This is a genomic window from Bordetella avium (assembly GCF_034424645.1).
In the GTDB taxonomy this organism is placed as follows: Bacteria; Pseudomonadota; Gammaproteobacteria; order Burkholderiales; family Burkholderiaceae_B; genus Bordetella; species Bordetella avium.
In genome coordinates this window covers 835,162-856,642 of sequence record NZ_CP139969.1, presented here as the reverse complement: position 1 = coordinate 856,642, position 21,481 = coordinate 835,162, and the positions used below count along the sequence as shown (strand labels likewise).

The following is a 21,481-nucleotide window of genomic DNA, read 5'->3' as shown; positions in this document are numbered from 1 at the left end:
TTGGCGCGGCCAACAGCAAGTCTTACTGGCGCAGCAGGCTACGGAAGATGGCCCAGGCTCTGCTCGCCCGCGCGCCGGATTCGGATAGCAGACCGGCGCAAGAGGGAGCAATTTACCGCGTTGCGGCATCCTCCGCAAATCGAACCGCGCCCGTCAGTCCGCCCAGCGCGTTTTTTTCGCTTCGCAGCAACGCTGCGTAGCGGTTCCGCCCCCAAAAATCAGGGAGGCTCTCTATACTTGACGGGTCTCGGACTTGTGTACAGCCCCATGGAACTGCGCATCGCCAGCATCCGTCGTTTCCTCTACAGCCACTACTTCTTCGGTGGCGTGCGCCAGGCGGTCGGCATGCTGCTGCCCGTGATGGTGCTGGGAGTCGTCTGGGGGCAATACTCCATCGGTCTGGTGGCGACCTTCGGCGCGCAATGCCTGGCCATCATCGACCAGCCGGGTGGCCCGCAGCGCCATCGCACCAATGAAATGCTGGGCGGCGCCTTGCTAGGCACCGTCACTGTCACCATCACGGGAATAGCCTCGACCTATCCCTTCGCTTTATGGCTGGTCGTCATAGGACAGTGTTTTCTGTTCTCGATGTTCTCGGTATTCGGCAAACGCGGCGGGCTGATCGGCTTCGCCGGCCTCCTGCTGATGACCCTGACCATGCACTCCCCCATGCAACCCCATGAGGTCGTCTGGCATGCCTTGGCCACACTGGGCGGCGCGCTGTTTTATCTGCTTTTCAGCTTCGCCTTCCGGCGCCTTTTCTGGCTGCGCGAAGAACGCCAGGCCATGTCGGTCGCCTTATTCGCCACCGCCGATTACATGTTGGCCCGCGCCAGCTTCTACGATGAAAACGCCGATCTGGATGAGGCCTACCGCACCCTGATCCAGCGCCAGTCCGCCATGACCGACAACCACCAGGCCGCACGCGATCTGGTGTTGCGCGCCCTGCCGCGAGGCAAGGGTTTTCGCGAGAGCGAGCGCGTCATGCTGTGGAATATGTTTGTCGATATGCTTGCGCTGCTCGACACGCTGGTCGCAACCCATACCGACTACGCCTCGCTGCGCCGGGTTCTGGCGGGCAACGACACCCTGATTTTCATGCGTGATGCCTTGCTCAAGATGTCGCTGGAGGTCAACCGCATCGCGCTCGATGTCTCCCGTGCGCGGCCGACGCAGTACCGCAGCAGCGCCAAAGCCGAGCTGCGCGCCATCGAATACGAGATCGAGCAGCTCAAGCAGCAAGGCCTGGGCGAACGGGAGCCCGAAATCCTCACGCTGCTGGTTCAGGTGCTGCGCCGCCTGCGCAATGCCGCGCGCATCGTGGACCGCCTGGTTGACCACACGCAAGACCGGCCCGATGCCCTGCCGACGAGCGAGCTACGCATCGACAAATCGCTCACCCGTTTCATGTCGCGCCAGGAAGTGCGTCTGGGCATGATCACCAGCAATTTGCGCCTGGACTCGCCACATTGCCGCTACGCCATACGCGTGACGCTGGCCGCCGCCATCGCATTAGCCCTGATCGGCACTTGGCTGCCCATGAACCTCGCGTCGCACAGCTATTGGGTGCTGCTGACCATCGTCATCATCATGAAACCCGGCTTTGCCCTGACGCGCCAGCGCAATGGCTGGCGCCTGATGGGCACCCTGATCGGCTGCATCCTCGCGCTTACGCTCTTCGCGCTCACCGACAAGCCCACCATTCTGTTCGCCGTCTTGCTGGGCGCCTGCATCATGGGCAACAGCCTGGTGCAGTTGAATTACATGGCCAGCGCCATCTTCAACACCTTGTTCGTAGTGCTGGTGTTCCATTTCGTGGCGCCAGGCAGCGTGTCGCTGGACGTGATCGGCGAGCGCGCCCTCGACACCGTATTGGGTTGCGTGCTTGCCCTGATCTGCAGCTATGTGCTGCCCTGGTGGGAAGCCCGCTATATGAAGCCTCTGGCCCAGGCCGCCTCACGCGCTAATCTCGAATACCTGCGCGCCGGGATGCGCTATCTCGACAGCATGCAAAAGCATGACGGCCAGAAAACGCCCCATGACAACAGCCAGGCGGCCGAGGCCGACCTGGCCTGGCGTCTGGCCCGCAAAGACGTGCATATTGCCTTCAGCAACTACGCCGAGGCCTTCTACCGCATGATGAGCGAGCCCCAGTCGCATCAGATCAACGTGCCCGAGTTCAACAACCTGCTCATCCAGAATCACATCCTGGCCTCGCAGATCACCGCCGCCATGCCCATCCTGGCCGCCATGCCCCAAACGCCCCCCGAAATCCAGCTCGCGCTGGATGACATGGTGCAATTGCTGCAAACCACCGGCCCGGAACCCACCGACCTGCCCACACAGTTCGACACCACAGGCGACGCTGCGGCGCTGGCCTATCCGGTCAAGCAAATGCTGCGCGCGGCCACCATGATCCGCCAGGAACTGGCTGCCGTCGCAGAACCCAGCGAGCCCCAACTCATCGGGGCCTGAGCCCGAACGCCCTCCGCGCGCCTATCCTCCAGACGCGCTTGACGGGCTGGCCCGAGACAAGCCCGCTGATGGCGCGCAAGCTATCCTCGGGCGTCTCGGCCATGCCGACATCGCGGGCCGCAGCGTTCGATGTCTCTGTTTCAGCAACGCCATAAAAAAGGCGGCTTTCGCCGCCTTCAGAGCAAAGACCGCATCAATCCAGCCTGCGGCGAAACACCAGCTTGTCGGCGCTAGAGGCCGACGCATCAAAGACATAACCTTCGCGATCGAAAGCTTGCAGAGCTTCGGGGGTCTTGGCCCGGTGTTCAATGGCATAGCGGACCATCAAGCCGCGTGCCCGCTTGGCATGAAAACTGATGATTTTCCAAGCCCCGCCCTTCCAATCCTGGAACACGCACTGCACAACACGCGCCTTCAAGGTCTTCAGATCCACCGCCTTGAAATACTCTTCCGAGGCGAGGTTGATAATGCAGGGCGCGCCTTCGCCTTCCTGCCGCTCATTCAAGTAAGCAGCGATCGTGCTGCCCCAATACTCGTACAGATTCTTGCCCTTGGGGGTTTCCAGACGCGTACCCATTTCGAGGCGATAAGGCTGCATCAAATCCAAGGGCCGCAGTGCGCCATACAGGCCGCTCAGGATCACCACATGCTCTTGAGCCCAATCCAACTGCGACGCTGAGAGGCTGGTCGCCTCCAAACCCTCATAGACATCACCATTGAAGGCCAGTACGGCCTGCCGGGCGTTATCCAGCGTGAAGGTCTTTTTCCACGCTGCATAACGGCCCACGTTCAACTCGGCCAAAGCCTGGCTCAAACTCATCAGCCCCGCAATCTCGTCGGCCGACTTGGTTTTCAACACCTTGATAAGCGCGGCAGCCTGCTCCACGAACAGCGGTTGCGTATGGGTCTGCACCTGGACCGGCGTGTCGTAATCCAGCTTTTTGGCGGGGGAAAGCAAAAACAGCATAAGAACAAAATCCTTGTTATCAGCGAGCGGTCCAGCCGCCATCGACCGAGATGGTCGTACCGGTGATCTGCGCGGCCGCTTCCGACGCCAGGAAAACGGCCGCCCCCCCCAACTGCTCGGGGCTCACGAATTGCAGCGATGGCTGCTTCTCACTCAAGAGTTCGCGGGCGGCGGCCTCCTGGTCCACGCCATCCTTGGCGGCCAGGGCGGAAATCTGCTTTTCCACCAGCGGCGTGCGTACCCAGCCCGGGCAAATGGCATTGGCTGTCACGCCCGAACCCGCAGTCTCCAGCGCCACCACCTTGGTCAGGCCCACCACGCCATGCTTGGCCGCCACATAGGCCGACTTCTGCGCCGAGCCCACCAAACCATGGGCGGAAGCGATATTGATGATCCGGCCCCAGCCCTGCTTCTTCATGTGCGGCAAGGCGGCGGCCGAACCGTGAAACACGGCCGACAGATTCAAGGCCAGAATGGCATCCCACTTCTCGACCGGAAAATCCTCGACCAAAGCGGTGTGCTGTATCCCCGCGTTATTCACCAGAATGTCGATACGGCCCAGAGATTGCACGGCATTGGCCACCAACTGGCGCACCGCCTCGCCCTTGGACAGATCGGCGCCGTCATACAGCACCCTAACCTTGTGCACCGCGGCCAGCTCGGCGCGCAGCTTCTCGATCTCGGCCGCATCGCCAAAGCCATTGATCACCACATCGGCGCCCTGCTGGGCGAATGCGCGGGCGATGCCCAAGCCGATGCCACTGGTTGAACCGGTAACGACTGCCACTTTGCCTTTGAGCATGAACAACCTCCAATGGAATTGAAGCAAGACGCCCCAAGTGTATCCCTGCTGCCGGGCAGCCACATGGATGACCCCATGACAAGGCCGCCGCCGCGCTTGCCGCATGGACTCGCGGGATAAGAAAAATTTGCGCAAAGAAATTTTTCAGGTAGAATAGCGGGCTTCGCTAGTTCGGAACCGAAATGGCGAAAGAAGCAAGAACAAAGCAAAATCCCGGCTTATCAAAGTGGCAGCAGCGTTGGCAGGCAAACATGAGTGCGCCGTCTACTAAGCACCATACTAAAAAGCACCATATCAAAGGCTAAGACCACAGCCGATATTGGACAGATTTTGCAGCAATACCACCAGGAGAGGTGGCAGAGTGGTCGAATGCGCCGGACTCGAAATCCGGTATACGTTTAGGCGTATCGTGGGTTCGAATCCCACCCTCTCCGCCAGATACCAAAAGCCCCTGAATTTTTTCAGGGGCTTTTTCTTTGCCGATCGCAATAGCTGGCAGAGACGTGGCCAGCGCTTTTTTGGCAATCACCCGCTTTGCACCTATCCCAGGGACAGGCCACGCTTACTTTAATAAAGCCTGTTGATTCCAGGGCATTCGCATCAGCAGCCGCGCCATTCCGCAGAATCCTGTCACCCCGGCGACGAACAAACCCGTCCCGACAAAGCCAGACAGCAGGAGAAACCACGGTGATACCGCTGCACCCAGTATTGTTCCCAGCAGGACCAAGAGGCCAACCGTAATCTGCACCTGGCGTTGAAGTTCTAGTGGTTGCGCGGCGTTTTTTTCAACGGATAAACCCGCTTTTTTCCAAGCGTCCAATCCGCCATCGAGTATGTAGGCCTCGCCTTCGACGCCGGCCCTCAGCGCGGCGGCATTCATCTTGGTACGGTTACCGGACTTGCAATAGAAAATGACGGCCTTGGCGCCATCACTTGCCATTTTTTTTGACTGCAAACTCTCCACCGGAACGTGCCGGGCCTGGGCAATATGCTCTCGCGCATACTCATCCATAGAACGGATGTCAGCCAGAACGGCTCCTTGGGCAATGCGCGCTTTAGCAGTCTGAGCAGAAATAAGTGGTAGCGACATAGATCAAGCCTTCTTTGAAAGATCAGGGACAAAATATGGACTTGAGCGTTGCGATGAGCTTTGCCACGTCTGGGTTTTCAATGTAGTAGTAAAGCGTTTGCGCCTCACGCCGATAAGCGACCAGCCCCTCTTCTCGCATCTTGGCCAGATGCTGAGACAGCGCCGATTGACTGAGCGTCAGATGCTCATGCAAGGAACCGACCGTCATTTCCTTGTGCTCGATCAACAAGCAAAGCACGACGAGCCGATGCGGATTGCCTAATGCACGAAGCATGCTCGCAGCGCGCGCTGCCTCATTCTGCAAAAGCTGAAGATCTTTTACCTTGGTTGCCATCACAGTCTATATTTTATGTTTTTCTAAATTAGCATTAACTAATATAAAGATCAAGAAGACGCGGATCATCCGCCCCGCCCGATCACCAGGACGGGGCAGGATTCGTCAAAGCGCCCGGCCGACGATCAGCGCATCCGTCGCCAGATCGGGGCTATCGCTGCGGCCTTCGTAAGGCAGACGGTTCAAGACATACCGCATGGCATTCAAGCGGGCGCGCTTCTTGCAATCTGACTTGACCACGATCCAGGGCGCATCGGCCGTGTCGGTATGTGCGAACATGGTCTCTTTGGCGCGGGTGTAGTCATCCCATTTATCCAGGGAAGCCAGATCGATCGGGCTGAGTTTCCACTGTTTGAGCGGATGCACTTTGCGCTGGCCGAAACGGCGGCGCTGCTCCTCCTGGCTGACCGAAAACCAGAACTTGATTAAATGAATGCCGCTGCTGACCAGATGGCGTTCGAATTCGGGCACCTGCCGCAGAAACTCCTGATATTCCTGATCGCTGCAGAAGCCCATCACACGCTCCACCCCTGCCCGGTTGTACCAGGACCGGTCAAATAGCACGATTTCACCGGCGGTCGGCAGATGCTGCACATAGCGCTGGAAATACCATTGGCCGCGTTCGGTATCGGAAGGTTTTTCCAGTGCGACCACGCGGGCGCCGCGCGGGTTCAGATGTTCCATCATGCGCTTGATGGCGCCCCCCTTGCCCGCCGCATCGCGGCCCTCAAACAGAATGACCACGCGCTGTCCGCTAGCCTTGACCCAGGCCTGTAGCTTGAGCAATTCGACCTGCAAGCGGTACTTCTGTTTTTCGTAGGTTTTACGCTGCATGCGATGGCGGTAGGGGTAGTTCCCATCGCGCCAGTCCACGGCCAACTCCAGGTCGGGATTGCGGCGGCGTCCTTGCGGAGCGGCCGCTTGCAACAGCGCCTGATGAACGGCCTGAGCGTCATCCGGAGACAAGGCCTCAATCACAGAACGCAAGGCCTCCTTGGGCTCAACCGAAGATTCGGCCCGGGCGGCGATGTCGGCCATGACGGCGACAGCTTCCTGCCGGGCCGCTTCGGCACGCGCGGCAATTTCCACGCGCTCGGGATCGAGCGCCAAGGGCTCGGGAGGAAGACCGGACTTGCGGGAAGCGCGGGGTTTTTCAGCCATGCTCAAACTCCTGTCTATTCGATTTGCGGCGCCGACCGGACGCTCTGGTGCAAGCGGTTTTGCCACAGCGAGTCCTGCGCGGCAGGATGCGATGCAGAGGGCAAATGATAGATCAGCCCTCCCCTTCACAAGGGCGCGCCCTCAGCCCGCGTGAGGAAGCGCGACAATGCGCCTGGGCTTCCATATTTTGCAGGCATGCTCCAGCGGCTTGCCCTGCTCCAGAAACCTTGTGAACCCCATCGCCTGCTCTACCGTCAGAAACTCATACCTGCGGTCAGCGTAGCTGACAACACGGCCTTCCCGAATCGCAACCAACCTTGCCCCCACTGGTTTTTCAGGTTCTGAATCGAGGTATACCACGATTCAAACGCCTGACTTGCGCTGTACCTATGCCGGTATGCAGGGGATGACGTCACACCCTATTTGATCTTGAGCACAGCACACTCGTCGGCAGGAATGCCAACGGTTCGGATTTCCAAAGTCATCCCGAAGAATCTGCTGCCTGCGCCAGTCTCTGCCCGGGCCTGCCCTGACTTGACAATCGTTGACACTCCATCACTGGAGAGGCCTAGGGAAACAACGTAGGCTAGCAACTGATGCCCGATTGCGAGGCTGCCAGCCCGGCTGGCAGCCGGAGAACTACGCATTGCAATGACTATTCAAGAAAAAAACTCAAGCCACCGCATTCCAGCGCGCAAACGCTCGGCCCCCCAGTACCGCCAACTGCAAGCCCTACAGATAGAAAACCGCCGCCTACGCAGGCTGGTCATCACCGACGAATTGACAGGCATTTTCAATCGGCGCTATTTCACCGGCCGCTTGCAAGAGGCCTTGCAAGCACATCAACGCGGCAACGGCGTCGCACTCTGCCTGTTTGATCTGGATAATTTCAAGACGGTCAATGACAGTCTTGGGCATGCCGCAGGCGACCGGCTGTTGCAGGCCGTGGCAAGAACGGTGGAAACGCAGTTGCGTCGCACCGACGATTGCGTTTGCCGTATAGGAGGAGATGAGTTCGCGACGATTTTTTCAGCCAACTCGCCTGACAAAGCGCTGGAGCAAGCCAAGCAGCTACTCGATAGCATACGAAATGTGCAGGTTCAGGGAATCAAGCGAATCAGCGCCACCTTCGGGCTGATATGGCTGCCCCCGGGTGCAAGCCAGGATTGGCAACAAGCCTATGCCAGTGCCGACAGCGTACTTTGCCGGGCCAAACAAAAAGGTAAGGGAGGCATCATGATTCATGATGCCCCACTCTTACCCGCCTGAGCCATGCCTGCCTGAGCGGCGTATCAAATCGCGGGGGGTTCAATCCAAAAGAAGCGTTCGCCCTGCCGCATCATATTGGCTACGCCGTCAGGCTCCATGCGGAAATCGGTACCCATGAGTGTGGCACCGCCATCCGCATGGATATGAATGATGGCCAGGGGATCTTTCTCCATGGTGTACCAGTAGTACCCAGGCTTGAGGTCGTGAGCGGTCGTCATGGCTGAAGTATACCGAGAAGCCGCCCGTCCGGGTTGCCATCGGTCAAACTCAAACCTCATCGTGATTTAATGTAACGCCGCCAGCCTCGCCGCAGATTGCAATTGACCGCATACGGAGGACTTTGCCTCTGAAGGCGGGATGACGCAGCGCAGCAGCACAGATCCCGGCCGTTGCGCTTTGTCGCTATTGCAATAAAGACCCGTGAACTTCCGATAGAGAAAAGACTGACAATTGCCTCGTATTTTCTCGCAGGCTGCAAAGACAGCAACACAGGTGAATAATGAAGAAATGGTTAGCTGCTGGTTTGGGCGCCGCTGCGTTGACAATGTCTACCACGGCAATGGCACATGTTGATATCGGCGTATCCATCGGCATCCCCGGCATCGCGATAGCGCCCGCTCCGGTTTACGTGCCCCCTGCCCCGGTTTATGTCGCGCCGCCACCCGCTTATGTGGTGCCCGCGCCCGTCCATGCCGGCCCCCGCTATTACGCACCGCCTTACGTGCGTCCGGTAGTGGTGGTGCCGCCGCCCGTCTACTATGGCGGTCCGCGCAAACATGGTCCGCGGCACCACCATGGCCCACATGGACGCCGCCATTGAGAGATGGCCTTGACAGCCGCCCAAAAAAAAACCGCCATTGGCGGTTTTTTTGCGGGCAAAAACCGAATCAGGCGTTAGCCTGAGCGGGTTTGGCCGGCGCGGCGGCACTCCCTTGTGAGGGTTGCTGCCGGGTGCGCATGGCATCGAGCCAGCGGCGCGGGGTGCTGGTGTTTTTCCACCAACCATTATGCGGACGCATGTGCAAACTCCGGTTCACCATTAAAACGAACACCATTGATCTTGCGAAAGACTTCCTGGCTACCCATTTCTGCCTCGGAGAGGCTGACATAAGTCGCGAGACTGGGAACATCCCAGGCTTTTTCCGGGGCGGTGCCGCCCACGCGGCGGGTCCATATCCGTACGCCGTAACGCTGCCCCTCCTCATGGATAACGGAGCAACGAACGCGAAAATCGCCAATCATTCGTGAAGTCATGGTTTGCTTCCTCTATTGAAATGAAGGGACACGGGGTAAAACAAGCGGACAAACCGCCAGACACGGCCCCTCTAATCACTCAATCACATCTGTTCACATCAATAGCAGTACGACAACCATACCTCAGTTACGCTACAAATTGATGGCAGACTGCAATATGACCCTAGAATTTTAAGTTTGAAGCTTAGCCTTAGGTTTGGTACTAGACTGAATTAAAAGTTAAAAAACAATGACTAAACAGAAGCCAAAGCTGACTTATCCGACTCGCGCGTCATAAAAATCCGGGTAATCCCTAGAAACAAGAATGAAGCAGAAAAATCCTAGGGCAAGAGAAAAAATACGGCTGCCTAACAGCATTCATTATTTTGTAATAATCACATATAAAAAAACCGGCCATATCGGCCGGTTTTTCTGTGGTGATTGATAAAAATCACGCTTTAAGCTGCTCAATCCCGCCCATATAGGGGCGCAGAGCTTCGGGAATGCGCACACTGCCATCTTCCTGCTGGTAGTTTTCCAGTACGGCGACCAAGGCGCGGCCAACCGCCAGGCCAGAACCATTCAGGGTGTGCACGAATTCGGGTTTGCTCTTGGCGTCGGCACGGAAGCGCGCCTGCATGCGACGAGCCTGGAAACTCTCGCAGTTCGAGACCGAGGAAATCTCGCGCCAAGTATTCTGAGCCGGCAGCCAGACCTCCAGATCATAGGTTTTGGCAGCGCCAAAACCCATATCGCCCGTGCACAACAGCATGACGCGGTACGGTAGACCCAAACGGCGCAACACCTCTTCGGCATGGCCGACCATCTGCTCCAGCGCATCATAGGACTGCTCTGGATTCGCCACCTGCACCATTTCCACCTTGTCGAACTGATGCTGACGAATCATGCCGCGCGTATCGCGACCGCCGCTGCCTGCCTCGGAACGGAAGCAAGGCGTATGCGCCGTCATGCGCAGCGGCAGCTCATCCCCCGGCACGATCGTGTCACGCACGACGCTGGTCAGCGTAATCTCGGAAGTGGAGATCAAATACTGATCCTCTCGCGCCAGCGGCTTGCCCTGTTCATCGACCTTAGGATCATCATCGCCGCCCCCCTTGGTCACGAAGAACATATCGTCCTTGAACTTGGGCAATTGCCCCGTTCCATAGAGCGTGGAGCTGTTGACGATATACGGCGTATAGCACTCGGTATAACCATGCTCGCCGGTCTGCAAGTCCAGCATGAACTGAGCCAAAGCGCGATGCAGCCGGGCCATCTGGCCTCGCATGAAGGAAAAACGCGCGCCGGACAGCTTGGCGGCCGTATCGAAATCCAGCCCCAGCGGTTCACCGATGGCAACGTGATCACGGGGCGCGAAACCCAGCGGCGCGGGGTTGCCGTCAGCACCCGCCTCGGCAGGTAACCAGCGGCGGACTTCGACGTTATCGTCGCTGGAGGCCCCCACGGGCACACTGGCATGCGGCAGGTTGGGCACGGACATCAACAGCTCGTTCAATTGCTGTTGCAGCATGGCGAGGCTTTCCTCGAGCTGCTTGAGCTGGCCCGGCAACGCCTGCGACTCCGCCATGACGGCTGAAGCATCCTCGCCCTTAGCCTTGAGCTGGCCAATCTGCTTGGCCAGCGCGTTGCGGCGCGCCTGCAGGGCTTCGGTCTCGGTCTGCACCAACTTGCGACGAGACTCCAGATCGTTGAACCGTTCCGTATCGAAAGAAACGCCCCGGCTCTGGAGACGGTCTACGACGGTTTGCAGGTCTTTGCGCAGCAGTATCGGATCTAGCATGTTGGTGGCTATTGAGTTGAGAAAACCGCCACCTCCGAAAACCGGAGGCAACGCTGCCGCGGCCTCCTGCATCAGCAGAGCCCGCCAGCATCCTGTTGATTTTACCCTCCAGGCGGCGATCTGCTGCGGCAAGCCACCCCAATCTCGAATTCGTCATAGCCTGAGCGCCTGAATAAGAGCCGCCCCCCGCCAATCTGGCCGACGCCTGCAAGACCGAGCAGATCAAGCCAGCGCGCCGCCACGCACCATTCGAGCCGCCAAGGTTGTGGACACAAAACGGCTCAAAAATTAGGCAAAGTCAGATTGAATCCGGCGTTCAGTTCGGTCAGGCTTGCTCGCAAGCACGTCCTGCACGGAGATCGGCTTTTTCCCGCCCGCCCCCCTTGCCGGCATCCCCTTTCGGCCTCTTTGTGACGACAGTACGGTCAGAAACTCGGTATTTCAACGCACACTGAGATTCATTATTCGCTTGCTGAACACCCTGCTCTTTGAACATGCAACAAAATGCCGGGCGCCCTATCCTGACATTTTGCTTATGCGATTGCCGCATTGTGCTTTCGGGGGCCGCTTTAATTGGCGGTCTGCATGGTTGCTCCCGCGATACCTACGCCGCCATGCACTGACGTCCTCCTCCTTAGGGTCTTGGCTGCCCCGGAGAACCAGCCAACACTGAATACGCGATGGCAAGGCTGTATTTACATCGTCAGCACTATTCATGGATAAAGAATCAAAACCCAGCGCGGCCAGTCAGAAATTCGGATTGATCGCACTGATCGCCATTGTGGTCAGTTCCATGATCGGCAGCGGGGTCGACAGCCTGCCGCAAAACATGGCGGAGCAATCGGCAGTCGGTCCCGTCACCATTGCCTGGCTGATTTGCGGCTTTGGCATGTATTTCATCGCGAAAGTTTTCATCGTACTTTCCGACCTTAGGCCAGACCTGCAAACCGGCATTTATATGTACGCCCGTGAGGGCTTTGGTCCGTTCGCGGCGTTTCTGGTGGCCTGGGGCTATTGGCTGATGAATATCTTCAGCAATGTGGCCTTCGCCGTCATGGTGATGGATACCTTGGACTATTTCATGCCCGGCACATTCAAGGGCGGCAATAATCTGAACTCCCTCATCGGCGCCTCCATATTGATTTGGGGCTTTCATGTGCTGGTACTGTCGGGCAGCAAGCTGGCGGGTACGGTCAATGTGGTCGGGACAGTAGCCAAACTGATTCCATTGGTGATTTTCGTCGGCACAGTGGTTTACTTTCTGGACGGTAGCGAGCTTACCCAGAACGTCTGGGGCCATGCGAATTCGCCCTCGATCAAGCCGCTGGGCTCCGTCATATCGCAGATTCTCTCGCCCTTGTTTGTCGCGCTCTGGTGCTTTATCGGGATAGAGGGCGCCGTCGCACTTTCGGGCCGGGCGCGCAACACGCAAGACGTGGGCAGGGCGACCTTGATCGGTTTCATCATTTCGCTGGCGATCTGCCTGATCGTTTCGGTGATTCCCTTTGGCGTGATGAACCAGCATGCCCTGAGCAGCCTGCCCAACCCCTCCACGGCAGGGGTCATGAAAGCACTGACAGGCGATTGGGGCGAATGGTTTATCAACGTCGGCGTACTGATCTCCATTCTCACGAGCTGGCTGGCCTGGACCATGATATGCGCCGAAATCCCCATGGCGGCAGCCGCAAACGGCACATTCCCCGCCTGGTTCGCCCGCAAAAACAAACACGGCGCGGCCGCCTCGTCGCTGTGGGCCAGCAGTTGGCTGATGCAGGCCGTCATGCTGCTGGTCTATTTCGCAAACAACGCATGGCTGGCCCTGCTGGCGATTTCATCCATTACCGTTTTGCCGGCCTATCTTGCCGCCTCAGCCTACCTGACCAAGCTTTGCCTGAATGGCGAATACAGCCAGCGTCAGGCCAAAGGCAAGCGGTTCGCGCTGATAAGCAGCCTGATAGGCGCCGCATTCTGCCTGTTCATGCTGTACGCCAGCGCGATCGAGTATGTGGCCATGACGCCGCTCATCATCACACTGGGAGTGCCCGTATTCATCTGGGCGCGCAAACGGGATCAGCGCGCCCAGCCCCTATTCAGTAAACGAGAAGCCGCAGCACTGATTGCGCTTTTACTTCTGGATGCCCTGATTGCTTATCTGTATTTCACGGGGGTGATAAGGCTGTAACAGGCCGCCCCAAGCGCAAAGCCTGACCAACGACTGGAGATTTCACGCAATGAAGTTCAATCACCACGTGCTTTTTGTGCTATCCAGCGCCCTTGTTGATGACCAGCCTGCAGCCGAGTCCATCGCGGCCTTGCAAGCTTCGCTGGTGCAACGGGGCTTCCAGATCCAGACCGCAGGCAGCATCAAGGCGGCCTTGAGCTACATCGAGCAGAGCCCACGCTACAGCGCCATCGCGCTCTACTGGGATTCGGGCAATGAAAACATCGACACCGAAGGCGAGGCCTTGCTGCAAAAGGTCCGTGAGCGCAATGCCAAGGTGCCCGTGTTCCTGATGTCGCAAGCCGATGTGTCGGCCGGCGTGCCGATCGGCGTTCTGAAAAGCGTCAGCGAATACATCTATCTGTACTCCGAAACGCCTGCGTTCACGGCCAACCGCATCTACACCGCCGTTCACCGTTATGCAGAAAAGTTGCTGCCGCCCTATTTCAAGACACTGAAAGACTTTACGGAAGACGGCGATTATTACTGGGATTGCCCCGGCCACATGGGAGGCATGGCTTATCTCAAACATCCAGTGGGCATAGAGTTCATCAATTTCTTCGGTGAGAACATCATGCGCGCCGACATCGGCGTGGCAACGGCCGAGATGGGGGACTACCTGATCCACGCAGGCCCGTCCAAGGCATCCGAAGAAATCGCCGCCGAACTCTTCGGCGCCGACTGGACGTTCTATGGCGTGGCGGGCTCGTCCGGCTCGAACCGCATCGTCGCCCAGGGCGCGATCGGCGCCAACGAGATCGCCGTGGTAGACCGCAATTGCCATAAATCACTCAATCATGGTCTGACACTGTCACAGGCCCGCCCGGTTTACCTCACCCCCAGCCGCAATGGCTACGGACTGATCGGTCCGATCCCGACCCATCGCCTGAAGAAACAGAGTGTGGACGCCCTGATCGCGAACAGCCCGCTCGCCCCGCAGGCCGTCAGCAAAGAGCCCACCTATGCGGTGGTGACCAACTGCACCTACGACGGCTTCTGCTACAAGGTCAGCGACGTGGTCAAGCACCTGGGCGCAAGCGTACCCCGGATTCACTTCGATGAAGCGTGGTACGCCTATGCCAAATTCCACCCGCTTTATAAAGACCGTTTTGCGATGGATATCGCCGACGATATGCCGAACCGGCCAACCATTTTTGCGGTGCAATCCACCCACAAAATGCTGCCCGCGCTTTCGATGGCGTCGATGATTCATGTCAAGAAGAGCGATCGCGCGCCCCTGAGCTTCGACGACTTCAATGATTCGTTCATGATGCACGGCACCACCTCGCCCTTCTATCCCATCATCGCGTCGATCGACGTCGCCGTCAGCATGATACAGGGCGAGGCAGGACGTTCTCTGGTGCAGGAATCCATCGAAGAAGCTGTCGCCTTCCGCCAGGCCGTCGTCAATGTGAAACGCCAACTGGCCGAACAGGAAGGCGATGGCTCGTGGTTTTTTGACGTGCTACAGCCCACCGAAGCGAAAGACCCGGTCTCGGGCAAAACCTATCCCTTCCACCAGGCGCCGATGGCTTTGCTGAGCCAAACGCCCGATGTTTGGCGTCTGCATGAAAACGATTACTGGCACGGCTTCAGCAAGGAAGACCTGCGAGAAACCGACTGCATGCTCGACCCCGTCAAGGTGTCGATCACCTGCCCCGGCATCACGCCGGACGGCCACTATCAGACAGGCGGCATCCCTGGCTACATCGTCACGAAGTTTCTTGACGACCGGCGCATCGAGGTGGCGCGCACGGGCGACTACACCCTGCTGATTCTGTTTTCGGTCGGGATTACCAAGGGCAAGTGGGGCACGCTGATCGAAAGCCTGCTGGAATTCAAAAAACTGTACGACAACGGCGCGCTGGCCGTGGACGCCATCCCATCGCTCAAGACCGCTTCTAGCCAATACGACAAGCTGACGCTCAAAGAGCTGTGCACGCAGATGCACGAGACCATGCATGAGCTGGACCTGATGAACCACATCGCCAAGGCGGTGCAGTCCACGCCCAAGCCGGTCTATACGCCTGCCGAGGCCTACCAGAAAGTGGTGCGCTACAAAACCGAACCGGTGCGTGTGACCGAGTTTGCCGGTCGTATCGCGGCCAGCATGCTGGTGCCCTACCCCCCGGGCATTCCCGTGCTAATGCCGGGAGAGCAATTGCCCACCGACGACACGGGCATCATCGGCTATCTGGAAGCCCTGCAAGAGTTCGACAAAAAATACCCTGGCTTCGAACATGAAATCCAGGGCGTGAGCGTCGATCAGCATGGCGACCATTGGGTGCGCGCCATTATCGAAGAGGACCGCGAGCCCAAGAAGCTGCCCGAACATATCAAGTTCAAGCGCCACACCACCTCCACCTCAATCAAGAAAGGCCGCCAGTAAAGGAATAGGAGTAAAGGGATGGGAGCCCTCAGGCCCCCATCGTCCCCCCCTCTCTCGGGCTCGATCCAATGACTGATAAAACTCAAGCGGCCCCGCAGGCCGCATCAGAAACGGCCGGTGGCAAACTCGGCCTCATCGCGCTAATCGCCATCGTCGTCGGCTCCATGCTGGGCGGCGGCGTCTACAGCCTGCCGCAGAATACCGCCGCATCGTCGGCCGTCGGCCCGGTCATCGTGGCCTGGATCATCGCCGGTCTGGGCGTGTACTTCATCGCCAACGCTTTCCGCCTGCTGTCGGATATGCGGCCCGATCTGCAGGCAGGCGTCTACATGTACGCCCAGGAAGGTTTCGGCTCCTTTATCGGCTTTAACGTAGCCTGGGGCTACTGGCTAATGACGTGCTTTGGCAATGTGGCCTTCGCCGTCATCTTGATGGATGCCTTTGACGAGTTTTTCCCTGGCGTCTTCACGGACGGCAACAACCTCAATTCCATCATCTGCGGCTCTATCCTGATCTGGGGCTATAACTATCTGGTGCTCTCGGGCACCAAGGTGGCCGGCTTCGTCAACACCCTGGGCACGATCGCCAAGCTGGTTCCGCTAGTGGTGTTTGTGGTGGCGCTGGGCGTGCTGATCGACTACTCGCAGGTGTTCTCGAACTTCTGGGGTTCATCACCGCAAATCACGACCGAGGTGGCAGGCCGCAGCGAGCCGGTGTCGCTGATGTCGCAGATTCTGGCCCCGATGACCGTGACGCTGTGGGCCTTTATTGGCGTCGAAGGCGCGGTGGTCTTGTCTGGCCGCGCGCGCAATAAAAGCGATGTGGGTAAAGCGACCTTGCTGGGCTTTATGCTGGCGCTGGTCACCTACATTCTGCTGTCGGTGCTGCCCTATGGCAGCATGACGCAGCCGGAACTGGCCCAAGTCGCCGACCCCTCCACGGCGGGCGTGCTGGAGCATACGGTCGGCGCGCCCTGGGGCAGTTGGCTAATGAATGTCGGCCTGATTATCTCGGTGCTGGCGGGCTGGCTGGCCTGGACCATGCTTTGCGCGGAAATTCCGATGGCAGCCGGACAGCACGGCGCCTTCCCCAAGGCCTTCGCGCGCACCAATGACAAACAGGCGGCCACGGTGTCCTTGTGGGTCAGCAGCGGTGTGATGCAGGCCGCGATGTTGCTGGTTTATTTCTCCAACAACGCCTGGAACACGATGTACAACATCAGCGCGCTGATGGTGGTGCCCGCCTACATCACCACCACGCTGTACATGACCAAGCTCTGCCTGACGCATGAGTATCTGAAATATGCGAAAAAAGGCCAGACGATGGCGCTGGTGAGCGGCATCATCGGGGCACTGTTCTGCATCTTCATTTTCTATGCCAGCAGCGTTGAGTATTTAGCGCTGGTTCCCATCCTGCTGACTTGCGGCCTGCCCATCTTCATCTGGTCGCGCAAAGACAAAAATGATGGCCAGCCAGTGTTCCAGAAGTTTGAACTGATCTATCTGGCCATCCTGCTGATTGCCGATGTGATCGTGGCATGGCTGTTCTGGAGCGGCGTGATTTCAGTCTGAAGCCAGAGGCGGATCGCGACGTGGCGTTTGCGCCGAGTCGCAATCCTAGCTGAACCGCGCGAGCTTGCAGGACATTCCGGCAAGCTCGCGCTGAGGCCTTCGCGGCGCCGCGTACTCGTGGGCGATCTGATGAAGCGCTAACGCGTTCATCTCCGAAGCCTTGGCAAAATGGGCTTATGCAAACGGGGTGCCATTAACATCAGCCAGCCTGTCTGGCCGACGCACAATACAGAGCGCGAATCCTTCAATGGCCGCCTCCCTCAGGCCAGCCTGAACAGCCATTGCGTCTCGTCATTTGCCCAAGCCAAGAGAAAATCGACGCTTGGCGAACAAACGACAAGGAGATTCGCCCCCCTCCCCGACGTCGCAGGCAGCTGCTATGCATCATTGCTGGGCCTGCGGCCAACCTAGCAAGCGCCCTCAGCCTCTACTTCCGACCAGACGCATTCGGGTTTAGCGTCAATCTCGCAGCGGCGAGAGGGTCTCTGTTAAACGCCTCCCTCCCGATCTCGGCCTTGCCCTCTCCTTGGCCTAGACTCCGAGCCGCTGAGCTGCCTGCCCTTTCTTCATGCACCGATTCCCCCCGACTCCGCTTTCGCAGGGTATCGATCACACAACGCTTCACACCACCATCAAGATCAGGAAATTACCTATAAATTCCACATACAAAAACTACAAAAAATTCAGCGATCTGTCGTTAGCATGAAACTAAGAAAAAAGAGACGAGCAAAGGAGACGCGCATCTGAGGCCTGAATTGTGCAATAGGCACTGATGTATCGCTTTCAACACGGTGCCAGACAAGGCGCCATGCGCATTGAGCAGGCGGTATCACGGGAATTCTTCCGGCGGCCTAAGCCGCTGCGCTCCTCTCTGCAAATAAATAGGGCGATATTGCACCTGCTCACGGTTTGATGAGCTGGACGTCAAGCGTCCATGTCACTTGGAGATAGACATGACAAGTCAACAACCCTTTTTAAATTGCCTGATGCGCGTAAACAATGCCGATAAAGGGGATGCGCCTCTTCGGCTGGCCACCAAAATCACGACTTCAATCAACTCAGATATTCCGCTTCGAATGATCTCTTACAAGTAAGGCTGGGTTCAGGTCGCCTTCAGAGGAAGCGGCCTGATTGAGCGTTTTTCAATATCGCTACCTGGAGTCAGCACGATGCGGTTACGGACATCAATCGACATCTCCTGCCTGGAGCACTGACTCCCGATGCAGTATCCCATCCAAGCTTCGCGTTTAAGAATTGCTTTCCTGCATGGCTGCGCACTGCTGACCCTGGCCTTGATTGTCATGCATCAAAGTCTGGTGGCTTCATCCGCTTACTTTCTTACGGATGCGATCACACAGCTACAGGCTAGTGAACCTTTCCAGTTTTCCCCGCTGCTTTACTTTGCCTCGATGGTTTTGCCCTTTATTCCAGGCTGTCTGAGCAATGTCGCCATGCGCATCTGGGCCAATGCCGTTCATGCACGGCTGATCGATCTTTACGAGCGCAGCTATGAAGGAAAAACAGCGCTGTATCGGGACTCGGCTCTCAAACACAATCGATTCATTGGTATCGCGCAATGCCTTTTCCGCGAGCTACAACTACATTGCCCATCTGCACGGCTTTGCAAGCTTCAGTTTGAACAGTGTGCTGAGTCTGGCCGTAATCATCTACCTGCTGCCATCCGGTATCTGGCAAGGCTATCTCATCAGCGTAGCGGCATGTGCGGGCGTCATTGCCGCCTTTGGCCCGCTTGTGGCCCGGCTGTCGCGCAAATCGCAAGTCAACCTGGCCGACTACGGACATGCGCTGGGCGGCCTTTGGGACAACGTCGTCAATCGCTACAACCTGGGCAACTGGAAAGCACAGACTGCGGCAATCGGTGCGCAGTACTACCGCTCGCAAACGGCGCTGGAGTGGGTCAAGCAAATCAGCAACTGCCTGCTGGGTATTGTGACGCTCATCCCAAGCGCCTATCTTATCTACCGCATGGTGACTGCACCAGCGATAGAACCTGCGTTGGTCGCCGCCACCCTGGTCAACCTGACTCGTATCTTCCACATCCTGAACTCCCTTGCTGCTCTGCTCTACCAGATACTGGAGTTCGGCTCTGCAGATGCGGCGTTCAAGCTCTTGCTTGACTCGGCTGTCTCAGCGCCATCGAGCAACACGGCCCGCATCAAACACATCCAGATCAATAGGCAAGCAGTGTCAGATCCGTGGTTTGCAGCCGAAGAGATTCGAACCCTGAAGCAAGGCCGGTTTACCGCGCGCGGCGAAAACGGTGCAGGTAAAACGACTTTTCTGCTGCACCTCAAGGCATCAGACCCAGACAATGTCTTTTACCTGCCGCCTTCGTCAGAAAAAATGGTTTGGCGCAATGTTCAAGATAGCCTGTCCACCGGACAACGCATGATGCGTGTGCTGGCGGAAATCGGGAAAATGGATGGCATAAAAGTGCTGGCGCTCGACGAGTGGGACGCCAATCTGGATCAAAAAAACAAACGCCTTGTAGACGATTATCTGAACGAGCTGGCTAAAGAAAAAGTCATCGTAGAGGTGAGGCATTGAGCGCCGGCGGGCGGCCGAGGAAGCCATCAGCCAAGCCGACCGCCGTGGTCATCTGGCAGCCGTCCCCGGCCATGCCCTTCAGGGGCAAACGCGATCCTGTCTTTCAACGACTCAGGCTCGAACTGAGAGCAGCCACCCGACTCAACGCGGCTTGCCTTTGGCCTGGGCGTCCAGCTCACGCAGAAAGGCCAGTTTTTGCTGAATTTTGGCCTCCAGCCCGCGATCGGTAGGCCGGTAAAAAGTGGGCCTCATCCCGTCGGGGAAGTAGCTTTCACCTGCCGCATAGCCATGCGGTTCGTCATGCGCATAACGGTAGGCATGCCCATGACCCAGTTGCTTCATGAGTTTGGTCGGGGCATTGCGCAAATGCAGGGGTACGGGCGCGCTGCCGTGCTCGGCGGCGAATTTACGCGCCGTGTTGTAGGCGTTGTAGACCGCATTGGACTTGGCGGCGCAAGCCAGATAAACCACGGCCTGCGCCAGCGCCAGCTCCCCCTCCGGCGAACCCAGACGCTCGTAGACATCGGCGCCGCGCAACGCGAGATCCGTCGCTCGCGGGTCCGCCAGGCCGATGTCTTCGATAGCCATGCGCACGATGCGGCGCGCCAGATACTTGGGATCGGCGCCGCCATCCAGCATGCGGGCGAACCAGTACAGCGACGCATCCGGGTCAGAGCCGCGCACGGCCTTGTGCAAAGCGCTGATCTGGTCATAGAACGCATCACCGCCCTTGTCGAAACGCCTGAGGTTTTGCGATAGCGAGATTTCCAGCCATTCGGCGTTGACCTCGTCTCGGCCTGCCGCTTCTGCCGATTCGGCCACGACTTCCACGGCGCTGATCAGGCGGCGGGCGTCTCCGTCGGCCCAGGCCGCCAGTTGCTCGCGCGCGGACGCCTCAAAACGGATAGGAGGCCGGCCTTCGTTGAAAGCGGCTACAGCACGGTCCGCCAGCAACATCAGCTCTTCAGGGCTGAGGGATTGCAGCACATAGACCCGCGCTCGCGAAAGCAAGGCCGAATTGACCTCGAAAGAGGGGTTTTCAGTGGTGGCGCCAATGAAGGTGAACAGGCCGCTTTCCACATAGGGCAGGAAAGCATCCTGTTGGGCTTTGTTGAAACGATGGACCTCATCGACGAACAAGATGGTGCGCCGGCCCTGCCCTTGCGCTACCTGGGCCGCCGTGACAGCGTCGCGGATGTCTTTGACGCCGCCCAAGACGGCGGAGATGGCGATGAAATGGGCATCGAAACCGTCCGCCATAAGCCGCGCCAGCGTGGTTTTACCGACGCCGGGCGGTCCCCAGAAAATCATGGAGTGCGGTCGGCCGGAGTCGAAGGCCACACGCAGAGGCTTGTCTGGCCCCAATAGGTGCGATTGCCCCACCACATCGGCCAGCGTGCGGGGCCGCAGGCGCTCGGCCAAAGGCACATAGGGCCGATGCGCCGGATCGGCGGAAAACAGATCGTTACTCATAGCACCAGAAAACAAGAGGACGGCAGCTTTATTACACCATGCCGCCAACGGGTGGACGGCATCGCGTATTTCAAGAAAATTAGCTTCAAATTTGTTTTATACAATTTGCTTATCTGTAAATTTATAT

General features: G+C 58.2%; 17 protein-coding genes and 1 tRNA gene. 8 read left to right on the top strand and 10 right to left on the bottom strand.

The features are described 5' to 3' along the window. Positions 1–267: 267 nt before the first annotated feature. The gene (locus U0029_RS04080) at positions 268–2,475 is read left to right on the top strand and encodes an FUSC family protein (protein WP_114852266.1); all 2,208 of its coding nucleotides are present in this window, start codon (positions 268–270) and stop codon (positions 2,473–2,475) included. A gap of 193 nt (positions 2,476–2,668) precedes the next feature. Here the strand turns inward: U0029_RS04080 and yaaA are convergent, their stop codons facing one another. Next, a complete protein-coding gene (gene yaaA / locus U0029_RS04075; RefSeq protein ID WP_114852265.1) occupies positions 2,669–3,442 on the bottom strand; it encodes a peroxide stress protein YaaA in 774 nt (257 codons plus the stop codon). Positions 3,443–3,461: 19 nt separating this feature from the next. Then, complete coding sequence (locus U0029_RS04070; RefSeq protein ID WP_114852264.1) at positions 3,462–4,244, bottom strand: 3-hydroxybutyrate dehydrogenase; 783 nt, start codon at positions 4,242–4,244, stop codon at positions 3,462–3,464. 347 nt (positions 4,245–4,591) lie between these two features. Between U0029_RS04070 and U0029_RS04065 the strand changes: the two genes are divergently transcribed. Beyond that, positions 4,592–4,681: transfer RNA gene (locus tag U0029_RS04065), tRNA-Ser, on the top strand. Positions 4,682–4,806: 125 nt separating this feature from the next. Here the strand turns inward: U0029_RS04065 and U0029_RS04060 are convergent. The 3 genes from U0029_RS04060 to ppk2 form a co-directional block, all read right to left on the bottom strand. Continuing rightward, positions 4,807–5,334: a rhodanese family protein gene (locus tag U0029_RS04060; RefSeq protein ID WP_012418320.1), complete on the bottom strand. Its 528-nt coding sequence runs from the start codon at positions 5,332–5,334 to the stop codon at positions 4,807–4,809. Positions 5,335–5,356: 22 nt separating this feature from the next. Further along, positions 5,357–5,668 carry an ArsR/SmtB family transcription factor gene (locus U0029_RS04055; protein WP_012418321.1) on the bottom strand — a complete coding sequence of 104 codons (312 nt, stop codon included), beginning with the start codon at positions 5,666–5,668 and terminating at the stop codon, positions 5,357–5,359. 105 nt (positions 5,669–5,773) lie between these two features. Further along, positions 5,774–6,829, bottom strand: coding sequence for a polyphosphate kinase 2 (ppk2, locus tag U0029_RS04050; RefSeq protein ID WP_012418322.1), 1,056 nt, complete (start codon positions 6,827–6,829; stop codon positions 5,774–5,776). Between the two features lie 651 nt (positions 6,830–7,480). On the opposite strand from ppk2, the gene U0029_RS04045 reads away from it, so the two are divergent. After that, positions 7,481–8,098, top strand: coding sequence for a GGDEF domain-containing protein (locus U0029_RS04045; RefSeq protein WP_114852262.1), 618 nt, complete (start codon positions 7,481–7,483; stop codon positions 8,096–8,098). 23 nt (positions 8,099–8,121) lie between these two features. Here U0029_RS04045 and U0029_RS04040 read toward each other — a convergent pair whose 3' ends face one another. After that, positions 8,122–8,316: a hypothetical protein gene (locus U0029_RS04040; protein WP_041937529.1), complete on the bottom strand. Its 195-nt coding sequence runs from the start codon at positions 8,314–8,316 to the stop codon at positions 8,122–8,124. Positions 8,317–8,597: 281 nt separating this feature from the next. Here U0029_RS04040 and U0029_RS04035 point away from each other — a divergent pair, with 281 nt between their 5' ends. After that, positions 8,598–8,918, top strand: a complete 321-nt coding sequence (locus U0029_RS04035; protein WP_012418326.1) for a hypothetical protein — start codon at positions 8,598–8,600, stop codon at positions 8,916–8,918. A gap of 67 nt (positions 8,919–8,985) precedes the next feature. Here the strand turns inward: U0029_RS04035 and U0029_RS04030 are convergent, their stop codons facing one another. From U0029_RS04030 to serS, 3 genes are all read right to left on the bottom strand, one after another. Next, entirely contained in the window at positions 8,986–9,117 is a 132-nt protein-coding gene (locus tag U0029_RS04030) for a hypothetical protein (protein ID WP_256682151.1), read from the bottom strand. Next, a complete protein-coding gene (locus tag U0029_RS04025) occupies positions 9,104–9,352 on the bottom strand; it encodes a hypothetical protein (protein WP_012418327.1) in 249 nt (82 codons plus the stop codon). Before U0029_RS04025 ends, U0029_RS04030 begins: the two co-directional genes overlap by 14 nt. Before the next feature lie 430 nt (positions 9,353–9,782). Beyond that, positions 9,783–11,132, bottom strand: coding sequence for a serine--tRNA ligase (serS, locus tag U0029_RS04020; protein ID WP_114852356.1), 1,350 nt, complete (start codon positions 11,130–11,132; stop codon positions 9,783–9,785). Between the two features lie 715 nt (positions 11,133–11,847). On the opposite strand from serS, the gene U0029_RS04015 reads away from it, so the two are divergent. From U0029_RS04015 to U0029_RS04000, 4 genes are all read left to right on the top strand, one after another. Beyond that, a complete protein-coding gene (locus U0029_RS04015; RefSeq protein ID WP_012418329.1) occupies positions 11,848–13,314 on the top strand; it encodes a basic amino acid/polyamine antiporter in 1,467 nt (488 codons plus the stop codon). A gap of 49 nt (positions 13,315–13,363) precedes the next feature. Further along, complete coding sequence (locus tag U0029_RS04010) at positions 13,364–15,742, top strand: Orn/Lys/Arg family decarboxylase (RefSeq protein ID WP_114852261.1); 2,379 nt, start codon at positions 13,364–13,366, stop codon at positions 15,740–15,742. A 68-nt stretch (positions 15,743–15,810) separates the two neighbouring features. Then, a complete protein-coding gene (locus U0029_RS04005) occupies positions 15,811–17,313 on the top strand; it encodes a basic amino acid/polyamine antiporter (RefSeq protein ID WP_082011676.1) in 1,503 nt (500 codons plus the stop codon). Between the two features lie 1,509 nt (positions 17,314–18,822). Next, complete coding sequence (locus U0029_RS04000) at positions 18,823–19,881, top strand: ATP-binding cassette domain-containing protein (protein ID WP_114852260.1); 1,059 nt, start codon at positions 18,823–18,825, stop codon at positions 19,879–19,881. Positions 19,882–20,022: 141 nt separating this feature from the next. Here the strand turns inward: U0029_RS04000 and U0029_RS03995 are convergent, their stop codons facing one another. After that, positions 20,023–21,354 (bottom strand): replication-associated recombination protein A, encoded by a 1,332-nt coding sequence (locus U0029_RS03995; RefSeq protein WP_114852259.1) that lies wholly within the window; start codon positions 21,352–21,354, stop codon positions 20,023–20,025. Positions 21,355–21,481 lie beyond the last annotated feature (127 nt).

Coding starts and splice junctions, on each gene's coding strand:
- U0029_RS04080 (WP_114852266.1), top strand. CDS start 268: ATGGAACTGCGCATCGCCAGCATCCGTCGTTTCCTCTACAGCCACTAC.
- yaaA (WP_114852265.1), bottom strand. CDS start 3,442: ATGCTGTTTTTGCTTTCCCCCGCCAAAAAGCTGGATTACGACACGCCG.
- U0029_RS04070 (WP_114852264.1), bottom strand. CDS start 4,244: ATGCTCAAAGGCAAAGTGGCAGTCGTTACCGGTTCAACCAGTGGCATC.
- U0029_RS04060 (WP_012418320.1), bottom strand. CDS start 5,334: ATGTCGCTACCACTTATTTCTGCTCAGACTGCTAAAGCGCGCATTGCC.
- U0029_RS04055 (WP_012418321.1), bottom strand. CDS start 5,668: ATGGCAACCAAGGTAAAAGATCTTCAGCTTTTGCAGAATGAGGCAGCG.
- ppk2 (WP_012418322.1), bottom strand. CDS start 6,829: ATGGCTGAAAAACCCCGCGCTTCCCGCAAGTCCGGTCTTCCTCCCGAG.
- U0029_RS04045 (WP_114852262.1), top strand. CDS start 7,481: ATGACTATTCAAGAAAAAAACTCAAGCCACCGCATTCCAGCGCGCAAA.
- U0029_RS04040 (WP_041937529.1), bottom strand. CDS start 8,316: ATGACGACCGCTCACGACCTCAAGCCTGGGTACTACTGGTACACCATG.
- U0029_RS04035 (WP_012418326.1), top strand. CDS start 8,598: ATGAAGAAATGGTTAGCTGCTGGTTTGGGCGCCGCTGCGTTGACAATG.
- U0029_RS04030 (WP_256682151.1), bottom strand. CDS start 9,117: ATGCGTCCGCATAATGGTTGGTGGAAAAACACCAGCACCCCGCGCCGC.
- U0029_RS04025 (WP_012418327.1), bottom strand. CDS start 9,352: ATGACTTCACGAATGATTGGCGATTTTCGCGTTCGTTGCTCCGTTATC.
- serS (WP_114852356.1), bottom strand. CDS start 11,132: ATGCTAGATCCGATACTGCTGCGCAAAGACCTGCAAACCGTCGTAGAC.
- U0029_RS04015 (WP_012418329.1), top strand. CDS start 11,848: ATGGATAAAGAATCAAAACCCAGCGCGGCCAGTCAGAAATTCGGATTG.
- U0029_RS04010 (WP_114852261.1), top strand. CDS start 13,364: ATGAAGTTCAATCACCACGTGCTTTTTGTGCTATCCAGCGCCCTTGTT.
- U0029_RS04005 (WP_082011676.1), top strand. CDS start 15,811: ATGACTGATAAAACTCAAGCGGCCCCGCAGGCCGCATCAGAAACGGCC.
- U0029_RS04000 (WP_114852260.1), top strand. CDS start 18,823: ATGAAGGAAAAACAGCGCTGTATCGGGACTCGGCTCTCAAACACAATC.
- U0029_RS03995 (WP_114852259.1), bottom strand. CDS start 21,354: ATGAGTAACGATCTGTTTTCCGCCGATCCGGCGCATCGGCCCTATGTG.